This is a genomic window from Vreelandella neptunia, assembly GCF_022489065.1.
Lineage (GTDB): Bacteria > Pseudomonadota > Gammaproteobacteria > Pseudomonadales > Halomonadaceae > Vreelandella > Vreelandella neptunia_A.
On the sequence record NZ_JAKVTW010000004.1, the window covers coordinates 177889 to 197929 of the forward strand.

At 53.0% G+C, this 20041-nt stretch carries 21 protein-coding genes; 9 read left to right on the plus strand and 12 right to left on the minus strand.

Annotation, left to right across the window (positions count from 1 at the left end; genetic code table 11):
• Position 1 precedes the first annotated feature (1 nt).
• The 7 genes from ubiA (at position 2) to MLE19_RS08560 (ending at position 5589) form a co-directional block, all read left to right on the plus strand.
• Entirely contained in the window at positions 2-895 is an 894-nt protein-coding gene (gene ubiA / locus MLE19_RS08530) for a 4-hydroxybenzoate octaprenyltransferase (protein WP_240717751.1), read from the plus strand.
• A 121-nt stretch (positions 896-1016) separates the two neighbouring features.
• Positions 1017-1706, plus strand: a complete 690-nt coding sequence (gene phoB / locus MLE19_RS08535; RefSeq protein ID WP_240717752.1) for a phosphate regulon transcriptional regulator PhoB — start codon at positions 1017-1019, stop codon at positions 1704-1706.
• Positions 1707-1708: 2 nt separating this feature from the next.
• Positions 1709-3007 (plus strand): phosphate regulon sensor histidine kinase PhoR, encoded by a 1299-nt coding sequence (gene phoR, locus MLE19_RS08540; protein WP_240717753.1) that lies wholly within the window; start codon positions 1709-1711, stop codon positions 3005-3007.
• Positions 3008-3307: 300 nt separating this feature from the next.
• Positions 3308-3616, plus strand: coding sequence for a hypothetical protein (locus tag MLE19_RS08545; RefSeq protein WP_425356803.1), 309 nt, complete (start codon positions 3308-3310; stop codon positions 3614-3616).
• A gap of 157 nt (positions 3617-3773) precedes the next feature.
• A complete protein-coding gene (locus MLE19_RS08550) occupies positions 3774-3932 on the plus strand; it encodes a hypothetical protein (RefSeq protein ID WP_240717755.1) in 159 nt (52 codons plus the stop codon).
• Between the two features lie 379 nt (positions 3933-4311).
• Positions 4312-4614: a hypothetical protein gene (locus MLE19_RS08555; RefSeq protein WP_240717756.1), complete on the plus strand. Its 303-nt coding sequence runs from the start codon at positions 4312-4314 to the stop codon at positions 4612-4614.
• 654 nt (positions 4615-5268) lie between these two features.
• On the plus strand, positions 5269-5589 hold the full coding sequence (locus MLE19_RS08560) for a hypothetical protein (protein ID WP_240717757.1): 321 nt from the start codon (positions 5269-5271) through the stop codon (positions 5587-5589).
• 82 nt (positions 5590-5671) lie between these two features.
• Here MLE19_RS08560 and MLE19_RS08565 read toward each other — a convergent pair whose 3' ends face one another.
• From MLE19_RS08565 to MLE19_RS08595, 7 genes are all read right to left on the minus strand, one after another.
• The gene (locus MLE19_RS08565) at positions 5672-6145 is read right to left on the minus strand and encodes a copper chaperone PCu(A)C (protein ID WP_240717758.1); all 474 of its coding nucleotides are present in this window, start codon (positions 6143-6145) and stop codon (positions 5672-5674) included.
• A gap of 97 nt (positions 6146-6242) precedes the next feature.
• Positions 6243-6986 carry a sulfate transporter CysZ gene (cysZ, locus tag MLE19_RS08570; RefSeq protein ID WP_240717759.1) on the minus strand — a complete coding sequence of 248 codons (744 nt, stop codon included), beginning with the start codon at positions 6984-6986 and terminating at the stop codon, positions 6243-6245.
• 79 nt (positions 6987-7065) lie between these two features.
• Positions 7066-7791: a phosphate signaling complex protein PhoU gene (gene phoU, locus MLE19_RS08575; protein WP_240717760.1), complete on the minus strand. Its 726-nt coding sequence runs from the start codon at positions 7789-7791 to the stop codon at positions 7066-7068.
• A 31-nt stretch (positions 7792-7822) separates the two neighbouring features.
• Entirely contained in the window at positions 7823-8638 is an 816-nt protein-coding gene (gene pstB, locus MLE19_RS08580; RefSeq protein ID WP_240717761.1) for a phosphate ABC transporter ATP-binding protein PstB, read from the minus strand.
• Positions 8632-10056 carry a phosphate ABC transporter permease PstA gene (gene pstA / locus MLE19_RS08585; RefSeq protein ID WP_240717762.1) on the minus strand — a complete coding sequence of 475 codons (1425 nt, stop codon included), beginning with the start codon at positions 10054-10056 and terminating at the stop codon, positions 8632-8634. Before pstA ends, pstB begins: the two co-directional genes overlap by 7 nt.
• On the minus strand, positions 10053-11171 hold the full coding sequence (locus MLE19_RS08590; protein ID WP_240717763.1) for an ABC transporter permease subunit: 1119 nt from the start codon (positions 11169-11171) through the stop codon (positions 10053-10055). The genes pstA and MLE19_RS08590 overlap by 4 nt, the downstream gene beginning before the upstream one ends.
• A 146-nt stretch (positions 11172-11317) precedes the next feature.
• Positions 11318-12226 (minus strand): PstS family phosphate ABC transporter substrate-binding protein, encoded by a 909-nt coding sequence (locus tag MLE19_RS08595; protein WP_240717764.1) that lies wholly within the window; start codon positions 12224-12226, stop codon positions 11318-11320.
• A gap of 184 nt (positions 12227-12410) precedes the next feature.
• Here MLE19_RS08595 and MLE19_RS08600 point away from each other — a divergent pair, with 184 nt between their 5' ends.
• Complete coding sequence (locus MLE19_RS08600) at positions 12411-12827, plus strand: acyl-CoA thioesterase (protein WP_240717765.1); 417 nt, start codon at positions 12411-12413, stop codon at positions 12825-12827.
• Positions 12828-12916: 89 nt separating this feature from the next.
• Here the strand turns inward: MLE19_RS08600 and MLE19_RS08605 are convergent, their stop codons facing one another.
• The 4 genes from MLE19_RS08605 to hexR form a co-directional block, all read right to left on the minus strand.
• Complete coding sequence (locus tag MLE19_RS08605; protein ID WP_240717766.1) at positions 12917-14011, minus strand: TRAP transporter substrate-binding protein; 1095 nt, start codon at positions 14009-14011, stop codon at positions 12917-12919.
• Between the two features lie 106 nt (positions 14012-14117).
• Complete coding sequence (locus MLE19_RS08610; protein ID WP_240717767.1) at positions 14118-14597, minus strand: phosphate-starvation-inducible PsiE family protein; 480 nt, start codon at positions 14595-14597, stop codon at positions 14118-14120.
• A gap of 31 nt (positions 14598-14628) precedes the next feature.
• Positions 14629-16827 (minus strand): DNA helicase II, encoded by a 2199-nt coding sequence (uvrD, locus tag MLE19_RS08615; protein ID WP_240717768.1) that lies wholly within the window; start codon positions 16825-16827, stop codon positions 14629-14631.
• A gap of 259 nt (positions 16828-17086) precedes the next feature.
• Entirely contained in the window at positions 17087-17938 is an 852-nt protein-coding gene (gene hexR, locus MLE19_RS08620; protein WP_240717769.1) for a transcriptional regulator HexR, read from the minus strand.
• Positions 17939-18265: 327 nt separating this feature from the next.
• Here hexR and MLE19_RS08625 point away from each other — a divergent pair, with 327 nt between their 5' ends.
• Positions 18266-18481, plus strand: coding sequence for a PA3496 family putative envelope integrity protein (locus MLE19_RS08625; protein WP_071694782.1), 216 nt, complete (start codon positions 18266-18268; stop codon positions 18479-18481).
• A gap of 104 nt (positions 18482-18585) precedes the next feature.
• Here MLE19_RS08625 and MLE19_RS08630 read toward each other — a convergent pair whose 3' ends face one another.
• The gene (locus tag MLE19_RS08630; RefSeq protein ID WP_240717770.1) at positions 18586-19929 is read right to left on the minus strand and encodes a sodium-dependent transporter; all 1344 of its coding nucleotides are present in this window, start codon (positions 19927-19929) and stop codon (positions 18586-18588) included.
• Positions 19930-20041: the final 112 nt, after the last annotated feature.

The following is a 20041-nucleotide window of genomic DNA, read 5'->3' on the forward strand; positions in this document are numbered from 1 at the left end:
CATGGATCGTTCACTGTTGCGGCCGCAGGGATGGGCTCGCGTGGCAGATTTTTTTCAGCTGATGCGCTTGAATCGACCTATTGGCACGTGGCTGTTGATGTGGCCGACGCTTTGGGCGCTCTGGTTTGCCGCTGAAGGCGTACCCGGCCGAAACACCCTGCTGATTTTTATCGCGGGGGTTTACGTCATGCGTGCAGCTGGCTGTGTGGTGAATGATTATGCCGATCGTCATTTTGACGGCCATGTGAAACGTACTAAAACTCGTCCGCTCGCGACGGGTCGCATCAGCGAAACCGAAGCTCAACTGCTGTTTATTGGCTTGGTCACCGCGGCGTTTATTCTGGTGATACTGACCAATTGGTTTACGGTTCTGCTCTCGCTGGGCGGTGTGCTGCTGGCCATCATTTATCCGTTTATGAAGCGCTATACCCACTTTCCACAGGTGGTGTTGGGGGCGGCATTTTCATGGGCGATCCCGATGGCCTTTGGCGCCATGCTGGGCTATGTCCCGCTGGAAGCGTGGCTGCTTTTCTGCGCAAACGTACTATGGACAGTGGCTTACGATACCCAGTACGCCATGGTTGATCGCGACGATGATATAAAAATTGGTATTAAATCCACGGCCGTGCTGTTTGGTAGTGCGGATCGCTTAATGATTGGCTTGTTGCAGGCGGCCACGTTGTTGCTGTTGGCATGGGTGGGTTGGCGAGTCGATTTAGGTGGATTTTTCTGGTTGGGGCTGGTCGCTATGGCAGCGACTTTTCTGCACCAACAGCGCTTGATTCGCCACCGTGAGCGGGATGCGTGTTTTCAGGCATTTCTCAATAATCACTGGTCGGGCCTGCTGATATTTGCCGGTATCGCGCTAAGTTGGTGGCCTGTGGTGGGTCAATAGCTGCTATTGTCATGTAACTGTCATCAAGTCATGGTGTTATCGTCACTGACATGTCATTGAACTCGTTTCTTTGAACAATTTTCTTTGAGCTGTATTTCATTGAACACCGTGAGGCATTGGTATGACCGCCAAGACCGTTCTGATTGTCGATGACGAAGCGTCCATTCGCGAGATGATCGCAGTAGCGCTGGAAATGGCTGACTATCGCGTGCTTGAAGCGGATAACGCCCAGGATGCCCATGCTATATTGGTCGACCATCAGCCTGATTTAGTACTGCTCGACTGGATGATGCCTGGCACCAGCGGTATTGAGCTAGCCAGGCGTTTAAAGCGCGAGGAAGCCACCGCCGAGATTCCCATTATTATGCTTACCGCTAAGGGCGAAGAGGATAATAAGATTCAAGGGCTTGAAGCTGGCGCAGATGACTACATCACCAAACCTTTTTCGCCCCGCGAATTGGTGGCACGGCTGAAAGCGGTGCTGCGCCGTGCGACCCCGCGTGGTGTTGAGGATCCGATTGAAATCAATGGCCTGCTGCTTGATCCGGTAAGCCACCGGGTTAGCGCCCATGGTAAAGCGTTGGAAATGGGGCCAACAGAGTATCGTCTGCTGCAGTTTTTTATGACCCATCAAGAGCGCGCTTACACACGTAGCCAACTGCTTGACCAAGTGTGGGGAGGCAATGTGTATGTCGAAGAGCGTACCGTTGATGTGCATATTCGCCGCCTGCGCAAAGCGTTAGGCGACGTGCATCAAAACCTGATTCAAACGGTTCGGGGTACCGGATACCGTTTCTCTGCACGGGTGTAAATGTGCGCCTATGGAGCCGTGAACTGTGGCGAATAGCGTGGCTGGCCACGCTAGGAACTTGCTTAGGCTGGTTGCTGGGCTCAGCAGGACTAGGGCTTGCGGCAGGGCTTGCGGTTTGTCTGTTCTATCACTTGCGGCAGCTGCGCGAACTCTACTTATGGCTCACCCTTCATCCTCATGACGAACCGCCTGCCGCTCGTGGTATGTGGGGAGAGCTGTTCGATCGATTATACCGCTATCAGAAAAGCCAACGTATAACGCAAAGTAGGCTGCGCTCTACTTTAGCGCGTATTCAAGAGTCATCCGAAGCGATGCGCGATAGTGTTGTCATGCTGGATCGCCACGGTGATTTAGAGTGGTGGAACAGCGCTGCCACCGCCATGCTCGGGCTACAAACCGCCCATGATAGAGGGCAGCACATCACCAACCTGCTGCGCGAACCCAGTTTTATCAGTTACTTTAATGCCCGAGATTATAGTGAACCGCTAACGCTAACCTCGCCCATTGATGAGCGCCGCATTCTGCAGTATCAAATTACCTTATATGGAGACGATGAGAGGCTAGTGATGGCACGGGATATCACTCGCTTGCACCGCCTTGAGCAGATGCGGCGTGATTTTGTCGCCAACGTTTCCCACGAGCTGCGCACCCCTCTAACCGTTCTTTCCGGCTATCTCGAAACCTATAGCGATATCGCTGATCAGCTTCCTCCGCGACTCGGTAAGAGTATTCACCAAATGCAGGAACAGACGCAGCGAATGCAGAATTTGGTCAATGATCTACTACTGCTCTCGCGTTTGGAAATCGACCAGGGCGGTAAAGATCATCACCCACTGAATCTTGGGCCTTTACTGCAAAGTATTTGTGCTGATGCGCTGGCGTTGTCGAATCAGCGTCATACAATCACTGTTGCCCTTGAAAGCGATGCACGCCTGCTGTGTAGCGAGCAGGAGATTCGCAGCGCCATCTCTAACCTGGTCTTTAACGCGGTTCGTTACACCCCGGCAGGCAGCCAAATTACATTACGCTGGCAAGGTAATGCCGCTGGTGGTGGTTCAATTGACGTTGAAGACAACGGGGAAGGGATCGATCCGGTACATATCCCCCGATTAACCGAACGTTTCTACCGAGTTGATAAGGGCCGCAGCACTGCGACCGGTGGTACAGGTTTAGGATTAGCCATCGTTAAGCACGTATTGTTACGCCATGATGCGCAATTACAGATTGAATCCCACCCCGGTAAAGGCGCGTTATTCCGTTGTTCATTTCCCCCTTCTCGTCTTTTAGCGCCTAGTAAGTAGTCCCGCCGCACAATACTTGTAGAGGTGTGCAATATTGGCATGTAAGATTGGTAAAACTTTACTCATGTGCCATTTTTACACAGCATTCCCGCCTGTATTTCGCTTTTCAAACGCCTATTTTCTTTCATTTTATCCTTATTAAGATGCTGTTTTTATTGAATTTAATATTTTATTACGGTTTTTTGGCATATCCGATGCAATACATTAAGTAAGGAAGACGACAGCAGGAAATGCTGGCTTTTAGATAGGCCCTTCTTTCTTAACTAAGCGGTACCAAACAGCGATCGGAGGTGGAATATGATGTCCAAGGATTTTCTCAAGAAAGCTGGCATTTTAGGTGTTTCTTTTGGTCTGATGGCAAGCCCATTGGCCTTTGCACAAACAGATGAAAACTCTGCAATTGATGAGAATCAGGGTATCACGGCAGATGAACAGCCGATGGATAGCCATTCTCAAGACGCAGCATCTGGCGATTATGAAAAAGAAGATTTGACTACCGATCACGGTACTCAGGGACCAGATACAGTTGATGATCCAGAATCGACAGGTATGGGCAGTGACGAAGAGGCCACCCCAGAAGGTGTCGTTGAAGAAAATAGCGCAAGCTAATCATTTTTAATTTTAAGATATCTAGGAATGCTTCTTCAATGGATGAAGCGGCACTCAACAGGATGTTGTATAAGCAAGGATGCTTTTTGATTCAAGGATGAATCAGTAGGAAATCAAAACGTTAGTCAGGGTCAATTCCAAGGTTGGAGTCCCGCACATGGAGTGGAAGCTAACGTTAGCTATTACCTATAAGCCTATTCAGATATCGGGCCCCGCCATGGCGGGGCCTAATTTTTGCTGCCTGCTTTACGTAGATACCAATCACTTACTCTGCACCTACCTACCTACCTACCTACCTACCTACCTTGTTTATTAATGCAGCGTTTACATCTCTTCTTTTGCCTATCTTATTCATCGCTCAACTAAGCATTGGGTCCTCATGGTGCAGGTTTAGGTAGTTTTTCAATATCGCTCGCAAGCGACCTATTAGTTGAGTGTGTCAAAAAGGCACAGACAATATTGCGCATGTGTCATTTGTGTACATGCATTTAGCGTGATTTTATTTTTTGTGCATTAATATTGCGCGCAATAGTTAATACTTAAAATATTGATTTTATTGTATTAATTTAAATTATAGTCAGATTGGCATCGTATATGCTTTATCTGGACAGTGAAGCATCCGCGGTAAGAAACAGACCTGAAGGCTTTCCTTACTTCACTTCAGCGGAATTAATCAGTCATTTGGAGTAACTATTATGTTTAACGCATTCGTTAAAAAAACAGCCATCTTAGGTTTATCATTAGGTTTACTGGCTAGCCCATTGGCATTCGCCAACATTTCCATCGAAGCTAATCAAGATTTGACCGTAGACGATGAGCCGATTCAGGCCCAGTCACATCGCACAAATGATCAAGCTGACTTAAGCCCATCCGATCTTATGTACGACGAAGGTGACCGTCCTAATGTTATCAAGTCAGAATCTAGCCGTACTAGCGTTCAAGCGGAATACACCGCGAAAGATTTAACGCATGACGTAGGCGATGGAAACGTTTGGTAACAAAAGATTGCAATTATGTAGAAATACATTACGATTAGCGTGTGAGCTAAACATGCAAATGCATGTCACACCGATAGGGATGCAGATCGATTCAAGGAACGAATCAATCGACAATCAGAGCGCTGGTCAGGGTTAAATTCCAAGGTTGGAGTCCCGCAAACGGATAGGAAGCTAGCGTTAGTCATTGTCCCGATATTGTGTCCTTAGACCCTGCTGATGCGGGGTCTGATTTTTTTATCCTAGTGAAATTTATTTTCGGGTATCCTCTTCAAGATTCTATTGAGTGGCATAAGAGAATTTTCTCGTCGACCAAGTGCTGCTGACCTCCCTGCATGACCATTTCTTTACGCTAAGTTTCCTATGTATGTTTTAAAGTGCTGTAAAAAAATCAAAATGCTACATGTGTAATTATTGCACAATTATTTTTGACAAAAATATATTGTGTTGAATATAGTTGTGCGCATAGTTTTATTCATAAGTTTTTGATTTTTAATTATTTATTGTTTTTTTAGCCAGATTCGGCGCGATTAGTGCAAGAATATAAGTATGGTTATCCGTGCGATAGCATCACTTAAGATGCATAAGTATCACTAAAGACATAATTGCCGCTTAATGATCAGCTGGCGGTACATGATAATTAATCAGGAGAACGTCATGTTATTGAATGAAATGGGTAAAAAACTCGCTATTGTCGGTATTTCTTTTGGGTTGATCGCAAGTCCATTAGCAATGGCGCACTCTTCTATTGAGCTGAACAAAGATCGTTCGGCCGGTCAGGGCGTCATCGATAAACCACATTCGTCGTCCGAGCGTACGCAGCAGCCTGCTACTCGCGACTTAACGCGTGATGACGGCGATAGCCTCGATTTTTCTCCCTCTAGCAGTGCTTCCGATACAGGGGAAAGGACGAACCGTGGTGCCAATATCAGTCCCGAAGACTTAACCCGTGATGAAGGTGATAGCACCGACTGGTGATTAATCGCTTTACTGTCACTTGTTAATACGCAAAACCCCGCCTAAGCGGGGTTTTTGCGTTCTGTGTTAAGCAAAATAGCCGTCAGTGGTGGTGGTGCCCATCTGCGGCTTCGCTGCCTTCCTGGGCGCTTTGTACCCAGACTTCAATCTCCACATCACCTTTTTCAGCAAAGGTGAGCGTCATAGGAAACCGATCACCTTCTATTAACGGGTCGTTTAAGCCGATGAGCATTAAGTGAAAGCCGCCACCTGGCCGCATGGTGTAGGTATCTTCAGCTTCAATATGGATCTCGTTCACATGACGCATCTGCATCATATCGCCATCCATTTGCATATCGTGAAGCTCCACGTTGCTACTCGCGGGGCTGCTTGCGCTAATCAAAGTAACAGGCTCTGAAAAGGCGGTGATATCGAGGTAGGCGGCGCCATTGGTCGCACCAGGAGGGGTAGGTGTTGCGAAGGGGTGCGCGATGCGTAGAGCGTCGGTTTGAACGTCGTGGGCTAGCGCTACAGTGCTGACTAATAAAAAACCAAGCCAAACTATCGGTTTTAACATGCCGTAATTCCTTTGTTATTGATAGACGATAATGACAGAGCCGCTAAACGTAAAGGTAGCAAAGTAGCGTAGCCTGGGTAATAAACTCTCCGCGCGTTTACTGCGGCGTGATGCCGCGTGGATCAGCGTTTGTGTCGCGGTAGTGATCATCCCAAAGCAGCACGGCTCCCGCTACGGCGCCGGGAATCAGAAACAGATTGGCCAGCGGAATCCAGGTGATTAACGTGACTAGCCCGCCAAAGCTAAGGCTTTGCCACCAACGTTTAGCGAGCCGTTGGCGCATATCGGCAAACGTCACCTTGTTGTTATCCATTGGGTAGTCTAGATAAGTGATGGCCATGATCCAGGCCGAGAAGAGCGCCCACAGCAGTGGCGCAAATAAATTCAGTCCTGGAATCCAGCTAATCACAAACAGCCCAGCCGCGCGAGGCAGGATATAGGCGAGCTTAACAAACTCGCGACCAAGAGCATCAATGGCTGTTTTAGTAAGGTTGCGGTCATCAATCGGTTCATGGCCAGTCACTTGTGTTTCGACTTTAGCGGCCAAAAAGCCGTAAAACGGGGCAGCGATGAGGCTGGTCACCAGCGTGAAGGTAAAAAACACCACCACTAACAGGCTGATCACAAAAACCGGCCAGATAAGCCACGATAACCAATCAAGCCAGGTCGGCACCATGTTCATCCAGTGAGCCAACCAGCCATCGAAGCGGTTAATCACAAAGCTGAACATGCTGACGTAGACAATCAAGTTGACCAAAATGGGCAGAAATACATAGCGGCGCATACCCGGTCGATACACACAACGTGTACCTCGGCTAAGCGCAGTAACAGCATCCAGCATGTTGGGGGGACTCCTTGTGATTCAAACGTCCAGGCAGCTAGGCGGCCTGGACGTATTGCAGGAGGAAACCCCTATCAGGTCAAGACTTTTTTAGTACTTCCGGATCTAGGGTTTCAGTGTCGCTATGGCGAATATCCAGACCTTTGACGAGATAGACCACGTACTCAGCAAGGTTGTCGGCGTGGTCGCCAACCCTTTCCAGTGCGCGCAGTACCCACATGATACTGAGCACGGAGGTAATGCAGCGCGAGTCTTCCATCATAAACGTCATTAATGAGCGCATGGCACTGCTGTACTCGTCGTCTACCAGCGCATCTTCGCGCACCACCGCCATGGCAAGGTCGGTATCAAAGCGAGCAAAAGCCGTCAGCGCATCGCGAAGCATTTTACGCACATGCTCACTGATATGACGCACCTCAACTAAACCACGCACATTGCTGGAATTTTCGCTTAGTAGCAGAGCGTTACGGGCGATTTTGCTGGCCTCATCACCAATGCGCTCAAGATCTGAGGTGGCGCGAATGACGGCGAGCACTAAGCGTAGATCAGATGCGGCAGGCTGGCGTCGTGCCAGTACCCGGGTGCATTCGTCGTCAATTTGCAGCTGCAGATCGTTGACCTGACGGTCATTGTCACGCACTTGTTCGGCCAGGCGGGTGTCGCCTTCCAGAAGTGCAAAGACGGCATCCTGCACTTGCTTCTCTACCAGACCGCCCATGGCCATCAGGTGGGTTTTTAGCTCTTCCAGCTCCTGGTTGAACTGGCGAGAGATATGCTGGCTGTGAGAGTCGCTAGTAATATCCATGGAGCACTCCTGACGTTTCAGTCGATAAGGCCTAGGTAATGCGGCCGGTGATGTAGTTTTCGGTGTGTTGCAAACGGGGGTTGGTGAAGACCTGATCAGTAGGCCCGTACTCAACCAGCTCACCTTGATGCAAAAAGGCGGTGTAGTCCGATACGCGCGCCGCTTGTTGCATATTGTGAGTAACCAGTACCAGTGTCAGCTCCGACTTTAGATTGCGTATCAACTCCTCAATTTTGAGCGTTGATATGGGGTCTAGCGCTGATGCCGGTTCATCAAGCAGCAGTACGTCGGGCTGTACTGCTAAGGTGCGGGCGATGACTAGGCGCTGCTGCTGACCACCGGAAAGCTGCCAAGCGGAGCGGTGCAGGCGGTCTTTAACTTCATCCCATAGGGCGGCGGAAGTTAACGCCCACTCAATAATGTCGTCTCGTTTTCGTTTGGGAAGGCGCTGCTGCAGACGCAGACCGAAGGCAACGTTTTCATAGATCGACATTGGGAAGGGGTTGGGGGTTTGAAACACCATCCCGACTCGCCGCCGCAGTTCGGTCACGTTCGTTTGCGGGTCGTGAATATCTTGCCCTTCCAGCATGATGTTGCCGCTATGGGTGACTGACTCATTAAGGTCATGCAGTCGGTTAATCGCCCGTAACAGCGTCGACTTACCGCATCCCGACGGGCCAATGAAGGCCGTCACGCGGTGACGCGGGACACTAAGGGTTAAGTCGCGCAACGCCTCTTTCCCCGCATAGGCGAGGCTCAGGTGATCTATGCTCAGGCAGCTGTGCTCTGACGAGAAGTGCGTCACTGGTGCCTGAGAGGTATTGACTGAATGTGATGACGCTAGCATTCGTTTCCCCGTTGACGCCTTAGATAATGACGCAGAAATATGGCAGTTAGATTAAGCACCACCACAATTAACACTAAAAGTAGTGCCGTGGCGTAAACCAGCGGTATGGCAGCCTGCACATCTTCACCGTGAAAGGCGGTATCAAATAAATGATAGCCAAGGTGCATGAACTTGCGCTCTAAATGTAGGTAAGGGAACTCACCATCGATGGGCATTTGGGGCGCCAGTTTGGCAACGCCTACGAGCATCAAAGGCGCCACTTCGCCGGCCGCGCGAGCGACTGCTAAAATAACCCCTGTCAGCATGGCAGGGGCCGCCATGGGCAGTACGATGCGGGTGAGCATCTCCAAGCGGGTAGCACCCAGCGCCACGGCACCTTCGCGCTGCGCCTCAGGAATGCGTGCCAAGCCCTCTTCGGTGGCGACAATGACTACCGGCAAGGTGAGCAGCGCGAGGGTGAGTGATGCCCATAAAAGCCCGCCGGTGCCAAAGGTAGGCGAGGGCAGTGTGTCGCTAAAGAACCACTCATCCAGCGAGCCGCCGACACCATAAACAAACACCCCCAAACCAAATACGCCATACACAATAGATGGCACGCCCGCCAGGTTGCGCACGCCAATGCGTACTAGCCGTGTTAACCGCCCCTGGTGAGCGATCTCATTGAGGTAAATGGCGGCCAGAACGCCAAAAGGGGTCACGATCACCGACATTAGAATCACCATCAGCACCGTGCCAAAAATCGCTGGCCAAACGCCACCGTGCGTATTAGCGGCGCGTGGCCCTTCGCTGAGAAACCGCCAAACCGAATCCCCCCAGGCGTGGGTTTTCTGCCACCATGCCATGGCATTGGGCGTTTGAGCGCTAGCCACATTGGCAAGCGGTTGGCGCAAGGCTTGACCATTCGCGGTAGTGAGCAGCAGTTGGCTCTCTTGGCGTTGGCTGGCGGGCAGCGCCAGGAGGGTAGTGAGCCGTTGCCAAGCTGCTTCTCCTTCCCAACGCTGGCCGGCCTGCTCAACGGCCACCAAGCGGCCAATAAAGTCACCCCAGGGGCTGCGCTCTAAGCGAATCAAATCGTTGGGTTGGGAGCGTTCGACAATGTCGTCAATGGCTACCCAGCGCCAGCGCACGCCATCAATATCTTGGTTGCCGGTAAAGTAGAGACGTTCATCCCCCTCTTGCTGGGGCAGTGCAACCTCCCGTATGGCTTCGCCTGCAAAGGTTTCGCCCGAGCTAAGCGTGACCTCCTCTAGCGTGGCGGGCCAGAAGTGTCCTAGGCCGCGCACTAGCAGTAACACCAGCAGAGCACTCAGCATCAGCAGAGAAAGCGCTACGCTAGCCGCGCATAGCCATGGCCATAAGTTGTTCAGCCAGTGAAAACGAGGGCTACGAGAGACGGTATTGGCTGCGCCTGAGTTCATGACGTGCCCCCCATCTGGCGGTAACGGCGGCGCAAGCGATGGCGAACCACCTCCGCGAGGGTGTTGACCAGGAAGGTGAAAATAAACAGTACTAGCGCGGCTAAAATCAGCAGATGGTAAGTCTGCCCACCGGGCGACGCTTCAGGCAGCTCAATGGCGATAGCCGCAGCCATGGAGCGCATGCCCTCAAAGGGGCTGGCGCTAAACAGAGCAGTGTTACCACTGGCCATCAGCACAATCATGGTTTCGCCCACCGCCCGGCCAGCCCCAATCATGACCGCTGAGAAAATACCTGGGCCCGCTGCCGTTAGGGCGACTTTCCACAGCGCCTGCCAGCGGCTGGCGCCCAGCGCTTGAGCGCCCTCAATTAAGGTGGAAGGCACGTCGGCCAGCGCATCTTCTGCCAGCGAGTAAATGCTAGGGATAACGGCAAATCCCATGGCAATACCAACAATCAACGCGTTACGGGTGGCATAATCCATACCAAAGCGCTGGTCGAGCAATTGGCGTAGATCGCCGCCAAACCACTGTTGCTCGATCCACGGGGCTAGCCAAAGCACTAACGCCACCATTAAAGCGAGCCAGGGCACTAACCAGAGACCGGCCCACGAGAGCGGTAAGCGACGGCGCAGCCGTGATTGAGCCAACTGCCAGAGTAAACCTGCCAGCCCAGCGCTGAGCGGTAGCCAGAGGATCACGGCCAGCGCGCTGGCTAGGTGGTGCTCTATCCATGGCGCCAGAATGAGCCCGGCGATAAAACCCACTACAACGCCAGGGATGGCTTCCATCATTTCTAATGCGGGTTTGATGCGCGTGCGTAGGTTTGCTGACATGAACAGAGCGGAGTAGATGGCCGCCCCTAAGGCAACGGGAATCGCGAAAAGTAGTGCGGCCAGAGCGGCTTTAAGGGTGCCCCAGGCCAGTGGAGAGAGCTTGGCCAGCGCTAAGGTATCGCCAATTGCCAGCAGTGGGAGAGTTTCCCACACCAAAAAAATGCCGATAGCCAGAATCGCCAACAGCACGCCAATGCCCCCCGCGGTGATTAACCCGGTGGCCACGCGATCTTGCAACAGCCGTAGCGGCTGTCGAGAAGAGGTTAACCGAGTTGGGGTCATGTCGCTATCATGGCAAAACCGGCGTGATCACAGTACTGACCAGTATGTATTGAAAAGGTGTGTAGTGAAGTAATTCGATATTGAAAAAAGTGCATAGAATGACTCCTTACCCTAAGGCACTAATGTGACATTTAGATGACAATGATTTACCACCTTTGCTGTGCGGTAAGGTCACTGGTGGTTAAAGGCACAAAGCCAGACGCGCGAGCAATTTGTTGCCCTTCCTCGGACACAATCAGCGTGAGCAGCGCTTGTTCAGCGGGCGGTAACGATTCATCTGGGGGTAGGTTTACATAGAGGTAAAGGTAGCGCGACAGCGGATAATCGCCGCTCTGTATCGCCGCTTCATTCGGCGGTATGGCAACGCCGTCATCGTTGTATAGGCTCAGCGCGTGCACTGCGGGGTTAAGATGGTTAAACCCCGCGTAACCCATCGCATTGGCAGACTCCCCGACAGCGGCGACCACCGCCGATGAGCCAGGGTGTTCGCTGATATCGTTACGAAAATATCCGTCGCATAACGCCCGCTCTTGAAATAGCCCGTGGGTACCCGAGGCAAGGTTACGCCCATGCAGCGCAATACTGCCAAATGACCAGTCACGCGTCGCAGGGAGTTGCTCCCAGCGTCGAATCGGGGTTTCTGCCCCGCAAGCCAGCGAGGTGGAGAAGATGGCATCGACCTGCTGACGGCTAAGTGCGCGCAAGGGGTTATGTCGATGCACGACAACGATAAGCGCATCACGGGCGACCTTTAATTCCAACGGCGGGTAGCCGTAGCGCTCAATAAAGTTATCGCGCTCGTCAATGGTCATCGGGCGAGACATAGGACCAAGCCGGGTAGTGCCTGCCATTAGCGCCGTGGGAGCGCTGGCGGAGCCACCTGCTTGAAACTGCAGCTTTACGTCAGGGTAGCGGGTGGTCAATGTTTCACCCCAGCGCAACATCAAGCCTGCCATGGTGTCAGACCCCACGGCGCCCAGGGTGCCACTTATCGGCGGCGTTTGTCCCCAGGCAAGCGGCGTTACCAGCAGTAGGGCCATCAACAGCCAGTGCATTAACGTGTGCCTTAACGGTATAGGCGCGCCCCGTTGCGTTGAAAGAGTATGCACAGGAGTATTCAAACAAGCGTCCTCTTATGGTTAACTAAATCCATTCTATTGTGTTGCGATGCAGCAACGCGCATTGATAACGTTCCTCTCTGCAACGTTTACAACAATAAACTGACTAAGCGACTAACTCATGACTCTTCTGGAAACCGATTTGGATGACGTACCCGCCCCTCAAGGGCAACTGACGTTAAAATTACTGGCTTCCCGTCAAGATACCAATCTTTACGGCGATATTCCTGGTGGCTGGTTGGTCAACCAAATGGATCAAGCGGCAGAACTAGCAGCAGGACGCGAAGCGGGTGGGCGAACGGCCACCGTGGCGATTGAAGCCATGGACTTTCTAAGCCCGGTGCGTGTTGGCTCAATGGTCAGTGTTTACACCCAGGTACAAGAGATTGGCCATAGCTCAATCAAAATTGATGTGGAAGTTTGGGTGCGGCCGCCCCACGGGCAGCGAATAGAAGAGCGTCAAAAAGTGACAGAGGCGCGTTTCGTGATGGTGGCGCTAGACGAGAACGGGCGTATTCGGGCGGTACATAGCGAGTAGCTCACTACTCGAGATGAATGCTGCCAATAGCAAAAGGGCGCCGAGTGCGCCCTTTTGCTGTATTTGCCGCTTACCGGGTTGGCGAGCGATTAACCACCCACGTTATCTCGGCTCTTCAAGTAGGCATATTCGCCCACATCGCTGAACGGACGCAGCAGTTTCTGGAACGCAGAGTAAGATTCGTACACACGACGAGACTCTTCGTCGTTGTCTACCTGGCGCTGGATGGCTTCCTGTGAAGAGGTGTAAAGCGCCGCCATAACGTCTTCAGGGAAGGTGCGCAGTTGAACGCCGTGCTCATCGACCAATGATTCCAGTGCCTGGGCATTGCGGAAGGCAAATTCACTGATCATCGCCATGTTAGAGGCGCGAGCAGCTTCACGAATCACGTCTTGCAGATCTTCCGGAAGCGCATTCCAGGCATCAAGGTTAACCGTGCCCTCCAGCACCGCCGTGGGCTCGTTCCACACCGAGGTATAGTAGTAGTCAGCCACTTGGTGCAGACCAAAGGCCAGGTCGTTATACGGGCCTACCCAGTCGGCGGCATCCAACACGCCTGTTTGCAGCGAGGTAAATATCTCTGAACCGGCCATGTTCACGGTGCTGACGCCGATGCCGTTCATCGCTTCACCCGCTAAGCCGGGTAGACGCAGCTTCAGCCCCTGCATATCGTCCAGCGAGTTGATCTCTTTCTTGAACCAGCCCGCCATCTGCGTGCCGGTATTACCGACAGCGAAGGGCTTCAGGTTGTGGTTGGCGTAGATCTCATCCCACAGCTCCTGACCGCCACCATGATACAGCCAGGCGTTCATTTCGGTGGTGTTCATGCCGAACGGTACAGCGGTAAAGAACTGCGAGGCAGCGACCTTGCCGCGCCAGTAGTACGATGCCGAGTGCCCCATTTCAGCGGTTCCCGCCGCCACGGCGTCGAATACTTCAAGCGCAGGTACAAGTTCGCCCGCACCGTGTACACGAATCTGCATACGGCCGTTGGAAAGCTGCTCTACGCGGCGGGCAAAATCATTCGCACCCGTGCCCAGGGCTGGAAAGTTTTTGGGCCACGAGGTGACCATGTCCCAGGTATAAGTCTCTTGAGCGCGTGCGCTTGAGGTGGTTACAAAAGGGGCAGCAGCGACACCGGCGGCACCTAGGCCAACGGTTTTGAGAAAGTTACGGCGTTGCATGTGAGCAAAACTCCAAAAGTAATCATGCTGTTGTTATAGGGCGCTGAGTGCGCCGTGTCCGCTTGTTAGTATGCTTTATAGCGAATTTAGCTCGCAAGCCTTCTGATCAATCATCCGCCGCGTCTTTCATACTGTTGCCATGACGTACCAGCCAATAGCAGCCGCCTAATGCCAAGACCGCGGCCGACAGTGCACCAATTTGCCAAGGATCGATAACTTCCATATCCAGCACCATAAACTTGCGTACCAGCGCCATAATGGCAATCAACACCACTATTTCGACGTGGATAAAACCTTTGCCACTGGTCATCGTGCGAACGATAGAGTTATTAAACTCCATGGCAATCAAGACGGTAAGAATCATATCGAAGAGAGCTTGAAATACGCGGTAGTCGAAGGGATCGCGGCTTTGAATAAATAACAATTGGATCACATGTATGACCAGATAATACATGGCGACCAACACGGCGCCGCCGATGGCGAGGGTCAGTACCAGTGATACTAAGCGTTCAAAGCGCTGGTAGCCGCTCAGCGCATCCCACCCGTTGCACACTTCTGGAAATAGGCGTTTTAAGCGTTGCTTCATGATGATCTACCTGCGGGGTTAAGGTGTGGGCTTATAGAGGCGTCAGCTTGGCAAAGCCAAGCACTAGCCATTTGACCCCTTCGCCTTCAAAGCTGACTTGCACCCGTGCGCGGGCGCCTTCGCCCTCTGCGTTAAGAATAATCCCTTCGCCGAATACCGGGTGCTCAACGCCTTGCCCTACATGGAGGCTGGGTAGGTCGCCGCTGCTCTCGACGCTTTGCTGGGCAAAGGAAGTGCGCGAGGCGGTGACCGGGCGTGAAATATGCCCCCGCAGGCGGACTTCTTCCAGCAGGTGCGGGGGCAGCTCGCGAAGAAAGCGCGAGGGGCGTGGAAACACCTCTTTACCGTGCAGGCGGCGGGTTTCGGCGTGTGTGAGGTAGAGCTTCTGCATGGCGCGTGTGACACCCACGTAACAGAGTCTGCGCTCCTCTTCGAGCCTGCCCGGTTCCTCAATGGACATCTTATGGGGAAACAGCCCCTCTTCAACACCGGCAATAAACACCACGGGGAACTCCAGGCCTTTGGCGGAGTGCAATGTCATCAGCTGCACGCTATCCTCAAACTCTTCGGCCTCGTGGTCGCCAGCGTTAAGGGCGGCTTCTGAGAGAAACGCTTCCAGTGCCGCCATGCCTTCGCCCGCCTCAGGTGCTTCAAACACATCGCCTTGAGTAAAGGCGCGGGCGGCGGTGACCAGCTCTTCCAGGTTTTCGACCCGTGCCTGACCTTTCTCGCCGCGCTCGCTTTTGTGGTGCTCTATCAAGCCGGTATGTACGGTAACGTGATCGATAATCTCGTGCAGCGCCATGCCGGAAGCATCGTTATCGAGCTGCTCGATCAGGTTGGCGAAGGTTTGCACCGCATTGGCCGCGCGGCCCTTCAATGTGCCGTCGTTAATCGCATCGTGGAGCGCCTGCCACAAGGGAACGCCTTGTTCACGGGCGCGCAGGCGGACAATCTCTACCGTGCGTGTGCCGATACCGCGGGTGGGCACATTGATCACCCGCTCCAGCGAAGCGTCGTCATCGCGGTTGAGCATCAGCCGCAGGTAGGCCAGGGCATTTTTGATTTCCAGGCGCTCGTAGAAGCGGTGGCCTCCATAAATACGGTAGGGCATGCCTTGGCGAATCAGCGTCTCTTCCAACAACCGCGACTGGGCGTTGGAGCGGTAGAGAATCGCGATATCGCGGCGGTTAAACCCTTCGTCGACCTTCTCCTTGATGGTATCGACGATATAGCGGGCTTCCTCCAGGTCGTTAAACCCGGCGTAAATCGAGATCGGCTCGCCTTCGATGCCGTCGGTCCACAGGTTTTTACCCATCCGCTCGCTGTTGTGGCTGATCAGCGTATTGGCGGCTTCAAGAATCGCGCTGGTGGAGCGATAGTTCTGCTCTAGACGCACGGTATGGGTTTGCGGAAACTCCTGCTCAAAGCGGCTGATATTCTCCACCTTGGCACCGCGCCAGCCGTAGATCGACTGGTCGTCATCACCGACGGCGGTCATTGGCGTTTTCATGCCGGTGAGCAGCTTTAGCCAGGCGTATTGCAGGGTATTGGTATCCTGAAACTCATCCACCAGGACGTGACCAAAGCGCTCTTGATAGTGTTTCAGCAGCGCGGGGTTATCGCGCAGTAGCTCCAGGCTGCGTAGCAGCAGTTCACCGAAATCGACTAGGCCGCCGCGCTCACAGGTGAGCTGGTAGCGCTCGTAGAGCTCGACCATCTGACCCATGTAGGCATCGCCATCCACATTGACTTGATGCGGGCGCAGACCCTCCTCTTTGCAACCGGAAATAAAATGCTGCACTTGGCGGGGCGGGTAGCGTTCGTCGTCGATGGAGTAATCTTTCAGCAGCCGTTTGACCAGACGTAGCTGGTCATCAGAGTCGATGATTTGGAAGTGTTGCGGCAGCTTGGCATCCTGCCAGTGGGTGCGCAGCAGGCGGTGGGCTATGGAGTGAAAGGTGCCGACCCAAACATGCCGCATCGAGAGGCTGAGTAGCGCCTCGAGGCGTGTACGCATCTCTTTGGAGGCTTTGTTGGTAAAGGTAACCGCTAGCAGCGCGTAGGGAGACAGCCCTTCCGCCTGCATTAGCCAGGCGATGCGATGAACCAGCACGCGGGTCTTGCCGGAACCTGCGCCTGCAAGCACCAACAGGTTACCTTGGGGGGCGCTCACTGCTTCGCGCTGGGCGGAGTTGAGCTGATCGAGAATCGCCGTGACGTCGTCCATAGTAGCCGCTGCCGGATCAAAAAAATAGGCGGCTAGTCTAGCACAGCCAGCGAACTGGCTGTGTATACAGGTTTAGTGATTGCAGTTATTCGCAACTGCTACCTTTAAAAAACTTTCTAACAGGGGACGAGGGCAGGCTGAAGCGAGGGTCTTTTGCCATGGATGGCAAAAGTAGCGCCCAAGGACGGGTTTACAGCGCCCTCGCGTAAGCCTGTCCTCGGAACCGAGGCTTATAGCTATGGCAGCGCTAAGACGCTAATTATTCTTCTGGGAAGCGTAGCGTATTAAGGCTCTTTTTAACCGCTTTAAGCTGTTCGGCGAGTTTCGGGCCGCGGGTTTTGGCGACACCCACGGCAAGTACGTCAATCAGCACCAAATGGGCAATCCGCGAGCTAAGCGGGGTGTAAATCTCGGTGTCTTCATGGACATCGATATACAGCGGCAGGCTGACTTCCTCGGCGAGTGGCGAGCCGCTGGGGCAGAGGCCAATCACCGTTGCACCCGCTTCACGGGCCAAGCGCACGCTGGCGACCAACGCTTTGGTGCGGCCGGTTTGGGAAATCGCGACGACGACGTCGCCCTCTTTTAAAGTCACTGCCGACATGTTCTGCATATGCGGGTCGGCGTAGGCAGATGTGGAAATTTGCAGGCGGAAAAACTTGTGCTGGGCATCAAATGCCACCGCACCAGACGCACCGAAGCCGTAGAACTCAACCCGGTTGGCCATTGCCAGCGCGTTCACTGCACGACCCAGTGATTCGTTATCCAGCCGGTCACGAACAGATAGCAGAGTGCCCACGGTGGAATCGAAAATGCTATGGGAAAACTCAGCAACCGAGTCGCTGTCGTTCATTGAGAATTGTGCGAACTGACTGCCGCTGGCCAGCATTTGTGCCAGCTGTAGCTTGAAGTCTTGAAAGCCATTGCACCCCAGCGCACGGCAAAAGCGCACCACGGTAGGTTCGCTAACGGTGGCTTCGGTGGCCAGATCCACAATGCGCATGTGGATGACCTCTTCGGGGTTGCGCAGTACAAACCGCGCCACTTTTTGCTCGGAGCGTCGAAAGTGCTCCATGCGGCGTCTCATTTCATCGAACAGGGCGCGACTCACGTTCAGCTCCTTGGGTGCTCAACCAACAGGTATTCAACAGTACGCCAATATACGGCCGTTTGAAACGATCGTTTCTGTTTGTCTGCTCATGGTCATGCTTTGTATGCAATCAATGCTGATAATCACAGTATGCCTTAATGAGTGGGGAGGGCCACTAACTATCGGGCGGTGTTTTGTCAGCGTTTAAAGGTCGTTAGTCAGTTTTTTTAAGATTGGTCATCATTTTGTCAAGTAGGTTATAGTAATAATTGAAGTGCCGCACTGCATCATAACAGTCGTCACAGATGCAGGTGGACGAAGGCATATTCACCTGGAGGAACGTCGATTATGAGAAACGTCGAACGAATCACCTCGGTTAAAAGCGAATTACTCGACATCTTTATGAGTTTGCAAGTGGATGAGCATGCTCAACGCCAACGTAGCGCTGCCCAGCGTAGCTTAAGAGCGAGACGTGGTATTGAACTGCACCGAGAGTTTCAGAAGTTATCGCGGGATATCGCCCCCTTGCCCGATGAAGAACGGCAAGAGAGCGAATTGCACTGATTTAAAAGTGCTAAGAGTTTAAGCGAGAAATCACATTGCCCTGCCGATGAGCAGGGCAGAAACGGCTTCGCTCAAAGAGAGCCAAGCATACAAGTGAGTTAGGCTTAAATTAGGCCTGTAATAAACACAGCAATAACCCCAGCGGGCGCTAAATAGCGCGCGATGATGTTCCATATGCTCTTGCCGGTCGCGGAAAGGCCTAGTTCGGCTTCGACACTGTCTCGCTCTAAACACCAAGCGGTGAAGAGAATCGCGCCTAGCCCGGTTAGCGGCAGCATTATTTTGCTGGTCAACGTATCAAGCAGATCAAACACCCCCAGCCCAAACATGAGCGGCTCGCTCCACACGTTGAACGATAGCAGGGCCGCCACCCCAAGTAACCAAGCCCCTACGCCTGCCACAATGGTGGCCATGACACGACTGAGCGGCGAGCGCTCTTCAATGAATTCCACCACGGGTTCAAGCAGTGAAATGGCCGAAGTCAGCGCTGCAAATGTTAATAGTAAAAAGAACATCAAGCCCAGGATCATGCCACCATCCATATTGCCAAACGCTAGCGGCAGAGTGACGAAGATCAACCCAGGGCCCGAAGCAACATCCAGGTTGTTGGCAAACACAATCGGGAAAATGGCTAACCCAGCGCCTAGGGCGATGACGGTATCCATAATGATGACCGTGCGGGCGGTTTGCAGGAGGTTGATCTCTTTGCCCAGGTAAGAGCCGTAAGCCATCATGATGCCCATGCCCAGTGAAAGGGTAAAGAAGGCGTGGCCGAGCGCGGCTAGCACGGTTTCTGCGGTGAGCTTGCTCCAGTCCGGGTTGAACATATACGTCAGTGCTTCGCCAAAGTGGCCGGTCGACATGCCGTAACCGATCAGTACAACGAGTAGCAGGGCAAGAACCGGCATCAAGATGCGCACTGCTCCTTCAAGCCCCTTCGTAACACCGCGGGCGACAATGCCAATCACCAGCAGCATAAAGACTGAGTGGCCTAGCAGCAGTAAACCTGGGTTGCTTAGCATGCCATTAAACAGTGCGCCAATGCCGTCGGCATCTTGGCCGCTAAACGTCCCGCTCACCGAGTTTAAGGTGTAATAAAGCGACCAGCCGCCAATCACGCTATAAAACGACAAAATCAAAAACGCCCCGATAATGCCGCTAATCCCCACAATAGCCCATGCTTTAGGCTTATTCGCCGTGCGGGCCAGCTCAGACATCGTGCTGGCAGGGTTCTTTTGACCACGCCGCCCAAGTAGCCACTCAGAGACGAGAATAGGCAAGCCAATCAGCGCGATACAAAGTAAATAAACAAACACGAAAGCAGCGCCGCCGCTTTCACCCACCATGTAGGGAAATTTCCAGATATTACCTAGACCCACCGCTGAACCAGCGGCGGCCAGCACAAAGGTCATTCGCGATGACCACTGCGCATGCGCAAGCTTCGCCATATATCACCCATTAAGTCGTTTATTGTGTAAGTCACTGCGTGCTGGGCACGTGAGTTTTCGAAAAATAGCGTTATTGCCAGCGTCTTTTCCGAAAGTAAGCGCAATTTATCTG